This window comes from Aquimarina sp. I32.4 (assembly GCF_002924285.1).
GTDB lineage: Bacteria > Bacteroidota > Bacteroidia > Flavobacteriales > Flavobacteriaceae > Aquimarina.
In genome coordinates this window covers 1-7,822 of sequence record NZ_PGUB01000150.1, presented here as the reverse complement: position 1 = coordinate 7,822, position 7,822 = coordinate 1, and the positions used below count along the sequence as shown (strand labels likewise).

Sequence of the window (7,822 nt, the reverse complement as noted above, 5' to 3'; positions counted from 1 at the left end):
GATTAAATAAAATCAATGTTTATTTAATCGCTTTTTTCTAGTCATTGCTGAAAAAGTTAAGCTTTTTCAGTGCCTTCAAAAAAATTCAGGCTCTTTTTTTTTAAACTCATCATAGTCAATTCTTAACCTTTCAGCCAAGCATTTCTGAGAGCTGTTTGTTTCTTTGAAGAATCTTTATTTACCCCAAGTTTACTTCCGTTTGTATATGACTTAGTCACTTTAGTCTTGATAATCACTTCTTTTCCTGCTCTATTCAATTTAACGACAACGTCATCTCCTTCTTGCCATTGAAACGTTCCTCCAAGAATAGTATTTGCATTTTCCAATGTTAGCTTAGTTCCATTAACCTCTATGATATCATCATTAGGCCGAGCTCCATTTTCTGCCCAAAAGCTATTATCAGTAACTAAATCTGTAAAAAAGATGGTCCCTTTTTCTTGATTACCTGCTACTATTAATACTCCTGAGTTCTGGATATAATTTGTTTTAACTTTTTCTGAAGTTATAGCAATTCCAACCTTGTCAAAAAATTCTTTATAATTGATTGGAGTCTTTCCTACCACATGCGTTTTTAAAAACGTACCTACAGATGGATATGTCATTGTGATGATCTCATCTATAATCTTATCATCATCAAAAGGCTTATTCTTACCATATTTTAAGGATAATTCTTTCATCAAAGATAATATCCCTCTGTTTCCTCCACTCTCTTCTCTCATCAAAATATCGATACACATTCCTATCAAGGCTCCTTTTTCGTATACATTGATATAATTAGAAGCATACGGCTCTTCTAGAATGTTCTCACTCATAACTGTGAAACTCATTGTATCATCATAACTACTAGCACCTTGAATCTTACCTATAATCTTATCATAAAATTCTTGTTCTTCTACCAATCCTTGGTTTACCTGAAATAAGGTTGCAAAGTATTCAGTTACTCCTTCATACATCCACAAATGTTTTGAGAATGTAGGTTGATTATAATCGAAATAATGTACATCTTCAGAATGAACACTTAACGGTGTTACAATATGAAAAAATTCATGAGATACTACATCAATCATTGCTGATGCTAAAGCTTCATCAGGCATTTGTTCTGGTAATACGACCACAGTAGAGGTGTGATGTTCTAAAGCTCCAAATCCTGATGGAGCATTCTCATTACCTGATGCCAAATAAAGATATATATCATAACGAGGAGTACTATTGATATCGCCAAGATATGCTTTCTGCCCTTTCATCATTTTGAAAACTGTTTCCTTTATTTTTGCGGCTGTATGCACATTATTTGGTGAATAGATACTCAATACTATCTTGATATCCCCTACCATAAACTCTTCTACATCCAGATCTCCATACATCATAGGGTTATCTGTGATATCAAAATAACGAGTTGCAAAATATGTATCTGTAGTTACAGTTCCATCCTTACTTACATCAGCATTTGTCTTTTGTAAAGCAGATGTTCTCTTCATTTCTGTAGGTGCTTTTACCTCTAATGCATACTGATTATTTTTTAACACATCAAAATACCCAATAAATCCATGAAGATTTAATACATAATTTTTTGGTTCAATATTGGTTCCTGATGGAGAAAAAGGTGTGCCGATATCGGTATTCTCAATATCATATGTATCATTAACATTATAGGTTATCTTATCTAAATTTTTAGCATTTGTGATTACCCAAGTATTTGTATCTTCTGATGTTACATTAATCTCGTTACCATCATAGTCAAAGGCTTTAAAATCATCTACAAATTTCCCAAAATCACTTACCGCATAGGTACCTTGTACTACTTTGGGCAATGAATATTTTACTGTATCTTGAGTAAAGCGCCCTGGATTTATGACAACTGGTACTTTATCATTTTTTACCTGTGTTAAATCCAATGCTGTTGCTATAGGGATACTTGTGGCTATGTCATTTATAGGGGTTTTGGCTCCACAACCAACCAATAATACACCAATAGAAATTTTGGCTAATGTTCTTTTCATTGTTATAAATTAATGATTTACTATACACTAGACTATAAAAAAGTGCCAGTGTTTCAATTTTGACGTGCAAATTATACAATTTGTATAGACTTTGACCTATTTTTATTGATTTTTATACTGAAAACCATATGTCAGATTTAATAATTGATCAATATCGATTACAGCTATCAATCAACCCTACATTTTTATTGCCAGAAAAAGCAACTGTTATTTTTTTACATGATTCATTAGGGTGTATCGAATTATGGAGAGATTTCCCGAATCATATAGCTTTAAAAACTGGATTAAACATTCTTTCATATGATCGACAGGGTTATGGTAAATCTGCTCCTTTCTCTACTTCTAAAAGAGATATTGATTATCTAAAAAATGAAGCGATTATTCTAGAGAAAATAATAAATAATCTCAATTTAAAAAATGTAATATTATTTGGTCATAGTGATGGCGGTAGTATTGCTTTATTAGCCGCTGCCTTATTTCCTGAAAAAATTAATGCTATTATTACAGAAGGAGCGCATGTATTTGTAGAACCAGAAACTATTGAGGGGATCAAAAAAGCTGTTATAGCATACAAAAACACTAACCTAAAAGAAAAATTAACACAATATCATCAGGATAATACAGAAGCTGTTTTTTCTATGTGGACAGAGACTTGGTTATCTGAGCAGTATGAGTCTTGGAATATCGAAAAGTATTTACATAAAATACAATGTCCTTCTCTTATTATTCAAGGAGAAAAGGATGAATATGGAACAATCGATCAAGTACATTCTATTGTAAATAATACATCTGGAAATTCAGCTTCTTTAATAATCCCAAATATTGGTCATACTCCTCATAAAGAAAGTCCTGAAATTATACTTGAAAAAGTAACTGAGTTTATTAATACTTTATACTAATTACCTTGTTTTTGATAACTTTTCTTATTAATTATCACTAAAACTAGTAACAAATCCATTTTTTTTGACATTAACAATAATGTTTAAATTATTTTTATATAATAAAATAAGTATATTAATTATAACCTATCATTTATGAAGCTCTTAAAATCACTTCTTTTGGTATTGATATTATCTAATGCTAATGCTCAAGAAAAAGTTAATTATCAAAAACCTCCTAAAGAGATTTTAAACTTAGTAGATATATCTCCCGCCCCTTCTGTGCGTATTGACAAAAAAGGAGAACATTTAATTTTTCTTTACAGAAACAGCTATAAAACTATTGCAGAATTATCACAAGAAGAAGTAAGACTGGCAGGATTAAGAATTAATCCTAAAACCAATATTTCTAGTAGAATAAACTATTTTAATAATATCAAATTAAAGAAAACTACAGATAACAATACTAGTCAAATCAAAGGGATTCCCAAAAATGCTATGATAGCAAATTTTAAGTGGTCTCCTGATCAAAGTAAAGCAACATTTACAAACACTACACATGATGGGGTTGAGTTATGGGTACTAGATATCATTACAAAGGAAGCTTCCAAAATTACAAATGCAATTATCAATGCCAATTTAGGCACTCCATATAAATGGTTTAAAGATGGCTCTGCTTTATTGGTAAAATGTATTCCTGCTAATAAGAAACCATTAATTGATTCTCAAAAAGTTGTACCTACAGGTCCAACTATTACAATCAGTGAAGGAACAAAAGCACAAAACAGAACGTATCAGGATTTACTAAAAAACCCTAATGATGAATACAATTTTGAGCAATTAGCCATTTCAGAAATAAGAAAGGTAAATTTAGACGGTACATCTACAGTTTGGAGTTCTGCAGCTATGTACAGTACTTTTTCGTTTTCGCCTGATGGTAATTATATTATAGCAACTAGCATTCAAAAGCCTTTTTCTTATTTGGTTCCATACAAACGTTTTCCGCAAGAAACCAAAATTTATACAAAAACAGGAAAAACACTTAAAACAATCAATAAAATCCCTCTCAGCGAAGTACTACCAAAGGGCTTTATGGCTACCAGAGTAGGAAAAAGATCTATGACATGGCGTAAAGACTTACCTGCTACATTGATATGGGCAGAAGCTTTAGATAATGGGAATCCAAAAATGGATGTAGAATTTAGAGATGAAATATTTCAACTCAATGCCCCATTTGATGAAACTCCTAAATCTATTTTAAAAACAATCGACCGTTTTGCAAGAATAGATTGGACTACCAACAAAGAATTTGCTATTGCGTATGACTATTGGTGGAATACTCGAAATACGAGAACATATGTTTTTTCTCCGTCTACACCCAGCAAAAAACCTACTATCATTCATAACAGAAATTATCAAGATAGATATAGCAATCCTGGGAGCCCCGTAACTATAAAGAATAAATACGGACATGCTGTAGTGCATATTAATAATAACAACATCTATTTGATTGGTGATGGACATACTAAAAATGGGCAATTTCCTTTTATAGATAAGTTAAATATTGCATCTAATAAAACTACTCGGGTTTATGAATCAAAATACCAGAATAAAAAAGAGAGTATTCATTCTGCGATAACAATTGATAAAGGTCTTTTTTTGGTAAGAATAGAGTCTGCTAATGAATATCCTAATTACTATTTAAGAAACATTCATAAAACAGATCCTCCAAAACAAATAACATTTTTCAAAAATCCTTTTACTAGTATTCAAAATGTACACAAAGAAGTTATAAAATACAAAAGAGATGATGGTTTAGAGCTTTCTGGCACTTTATATCTTCCAATTGGGTATGATCGCACAAAAAAAGAAAAGATGCCTATGATATTATGGGCTTACCCTGTAGAGTATAAAGATAAATCAAGCGCTTCTCAATCTACATCCAACCCTAATAGGTTTACATATCCATTTTGGGGTTCTATGCTATATTGGGTTACCAGAGGGTATGTAGTTTTGGACAATGCCTCTTTTCCTATTGTTGGAGAAGGCAATAAAGAACCTAATGATTCTTTTAGAAAACAGCTCGTGGCAAATGGTAAAGCTGCAATAGATGCAGTAGATTCTTTAGGGTATATTGATTGTAACAGAGTTGCAGTTGGAGGGCATTCTTATGGTGCTTTTATGACTGCAAACTTACTTTCTCATTCTAATCTTTTTGCTGCAGGAATAGCAAGAAGTGGTGCATACAACAGAACACTCACTCCTTTTGGTTTTCAACGAGAAGAACGTAGTTATTGGGAGGCTCCCAAAGTATATTATACTATGTCTCCATTTATGCATGCCGATAAAATGAAAACTCCTTTGTTATTAATTCATGGTAAAGCTGATAACAATTCTGGAACTTATCCGCTTCAAAGCGAGCGTTACTTTAATGCTCTAAAAGGGTTAGGTGCTATTACCAGACTTGTTATGTTACCAAAAGAAAGCCATGGATACAGAGCAAAAGAATCGATATTACATTTATTATGGGAACAGGATCAATGGTTAGAAAAATATGTTAAAAACAGAAATAACAGTACCTCAAAAGAGGTAAATTAAATTGTTGATATACTAGTCGTTTATCATTTAGATATTATATGATAAGTGCTTGGAGATTATATTTTTTAAATCATTTTTGTTTAATGGTTTATTGATCACATCATTCATTCCTATATCAAAACACTCTTTACCAACTTCACTTAGCTCTGATGCGGTAAGAGCTATAATAGGTGTTGTTTGATTAAACTCTCGTATTCTTCTGGTCGCTTCGGTTCCATTAAGGTATGGCATATTAAGATCCATTAAAATTAAATCAAAATCTTCTTTTTTAACCATTTGTAAGGCATTAGATCCATTTTCTACTATAGTACAATCATATCCAATAATATTCAAAAGATTTTTAGTGACAATTTGATTAATCTTATTATCCTCTGCTACTAATATTTTTCTATAAACAGGATGAACGCTTTTGTGGTCACAATCTATTTTCTGTACTGTTTTTTCATTTATTATTTCTAATTTTAAATCAAAATAAAACTTGGTTCCTCTTCCTTCTTTACTATCTAGATTAATTTTGCTATCCATCATTTCCAAAAGGTTTTTTACAATTGATAGCCCTAGACCTGTTCCTTCTGATTTATTAAACTCTCTTCCTACCTGAGAAAATTTCTGAAATACAAACTCTTTTTTGTCTTCTGGAATTCCTACTCCATTATCTTCTACTTCATATCTAATAGTGATCATTTCTTTTTCAAGAGAAATTATTTTAATTCTAAGCCATATTTTCCCGTTTTCAGTAAATTTTGATGAGTTTCCTATCAAATTAATTAATACTTCAGATAATTTAAGTGAGTCTACATGTAATACTCTTGGTATTTCATCTGGTATTTCTAGCACCAGCTCATTATTTTTATTTTTTGCTTGATACTCAAAAGAATAAAACAAGTTTTTTGTGAGCTCATATAAATTAGTAGAAGTTTTGGTTAATTTTTCATTATTTGATTCAATTTTACTTATTTTCAATACTTTATTTATTAAATCTAGAAGATAATCTCCTGAAAACTTTAAGGAATCTAATAATTTTTTATGCTTGCCAGAAATATCCTTTTCTTCTAATAACAAAGTAGTAATTCCAACAACACCATATAATGGTGTTCTTAATTCATGACTAACAGTAGATATAAATTGAGATTTTGTATCTGTAAGTTTTTCTGCTTCAATCCTTTGTTCTATCAGGGTTTTATTTTCTTCTTGTAATAGAGCATTTTTTTTACGAGCATGCCTGTATTTTATATATGTGAATACTGAACCACTATGGACTTAAAGTCCATAGGTTCGGGCTGGTGACTAAAAGTCACCCCATGGTCATTTCTCAATTATAAAATTCGTTGCATTACCATCATCTGGTCTGCCATGATGTTCCAAATACTCATTAACCATTGCATCTGTAATATTACCTGTACTCCAAAAACCATATCCTATACCCCAAAAATGCCTACCCCAATATTTCTTCTCTAGCTCAGGGAATTCTTGCTGAAGCTTGCGAGAACTTCTTCCTTTTAATTTCTTAACCAAATCACTTACTTTTTGAGATGGTCTATACTCTAAATGCATATGAACATGATCTTTGGAAATTACTCCTTTCAAAAGTTGAACATCTTCAGCATCAAATATTTGTATCAATATTGATCGACAACGAACCTGAATATCTCCTTTCAAAACATGATAACGATACTTGGTGCTCAAAACTAGATGAACACTTAATCTTGAAACACTATGACCATTTGACCTTTGTTCTGGCATAAAACAAAGGTGAAAATTTTTAGAAGCTAAAACTAAATGCACTAAAGTACATAGTTTTAACTATTTTTGAGACCAATAAAACCCCAAACAAGAGAATAGAAACGACCAAAAAAACACTTACAACAGTCTCTTTTTTAGATATTTCCATCAAACACTCCTCTATTTTATATTGATTTTTTATGTTATTTTGACGATTCTCTTTTTCATAAATTACTCCTTCATTCAAAATATCATCAGTAAGCTGTACCTAAAACAAATTTCTCCCTACATTATTACGTATCTGTCCATTACTAGTAATTCCTATACCAACTAGACAATATATAAGCAATAACATCTTAATTCTTTCTTTATTCATAGTCAGTTATACATCTATAGCAATATGTAGTCAACTTTTTTTTAGACGGCTCAGTTATTCTGACCAAATCACTAATAATTAAGAGATTAAAGTAATAAAACGCTCTAGTTTATAATTTCTATTATTCGTATCTTTAATTCATGGATTTAGAAAAGATAAAAGTTGAAATAGGTAAGTTATCCATTGAAGATCAGGCTTTATTGGCGGCAGAACTTGAGAAATTGACTTTGAAAGGAAGTCCCGCAGTT

Annotated in this window: 5 protein-coding genes; 2 read left to right on the top strand and 3 right to left on the bottom strand. The window is 31.1% G+C overall.

Annotated elements, in window-relative coordinates:
- Positions 1 to 122: 122 nt before the first annotated feature.
- Positions 123 to 2,000 carry a peptidase M61 gene (locus CVD18_RS20510; RefSeq protein ID WP_103867359.1) on the bottom strand — a complete coding sequence of 626 codons (1,878 nt, stop codon included), beginning with the start codon at positions 1,998 to 2,000 and terminating at the stop codon, positions 123 to 125.
- A 128-nt stretch (positions 2,001 to 2,128) separates the two neighbouring features.
- On the opposite strand from CVD18_RS20510, the gene CVD18_RS20505 reads away from it, so the two are divergent.
- Together CVD18_RS20505 and CVD18_RS20500 are read left to right on the top strand one after the other, a co-directional pair.
- A complete protein-coding gene (locus tag CVD18_RS20505; protein ID WP_103867358.1) occupies positions 2,129 to 2,899 on the top strand; it encodes an alpha/beta fold hydrolase in 771 nt (256 codons plus the stop codon).
- A 135-nt stretch (positions 2,900 to 3,034) separates the two neighbouring features.
- Positions 3,035 to 5,476: a S9 family peptidase gene (locus CVD18_RS20500; RefSeq protein ID WP_103867357.1), complete on the top strand. Its 2,442-nt coding sequence runs from the start codon at positions 3,035 to 3,037 to the stop codon at positions 5,474 to 5,476.
- Positions 5,477 to 5,503: 27 nt separating this feature from the next.
- Here CVD18_RS20500 and CVD18_RS20495 read toward each other — a convergent pair whose 3' ends face one another.
- Entirely contained in the window at positions 5,504 to 6,598 is a 1,095-nt protein-coding gene (locus CVD18_RS20495) for a response regulator (protein ID WP_233194607.1), read from the bottom strand.
- 183 nt (positions 6,599 to 6,781) lie between these two features.
- Positions 6,782 to 7,219, bottom strand: coding sequence for an IS200/IS605 family transposase (gene tnpA / locus CVD18_RS20490; RefSeq protein ID WP_103867355.1), 438 nt, complete (start codon positions 7,217 to 7,219; stop codon positions 6,782 to 6,784).
- Positions 7,220 to 7,822 lie beyond the last annotated feature (603 nt).

Bases quoted from the DNA above. Each gene is read 5' to 3' on its own strand.
- CVD18_RS20510 (WP_103867359.1), bottom strand. From the start codon at position 2,000: ATGAAAAGAACATTAGCCAAAATTTCTATTGGTGTATTATTGGTTGGT.
- CVD18_RS20505 (WP_103867358.1), top strand. From the start codon at position 2,129: ATGTCAGATTTAATAATTGATCAATATCGATTACAGCTATCAATCAAC.
- CVD18_RS20500 (WP_103867357.1), top strand. From the start codon at position 3,035: ATGAAGCTCTTAAAATCACTTCTTTTGGTATTGATATTATCTAATGCT.
- tnpA (WP_103867355.1), bottom strand. From the start codon at position 7,219: ATGCCAGAACAAAGGTCAAATGGTCATAGTGTTTCAAGATTAAGTGTT.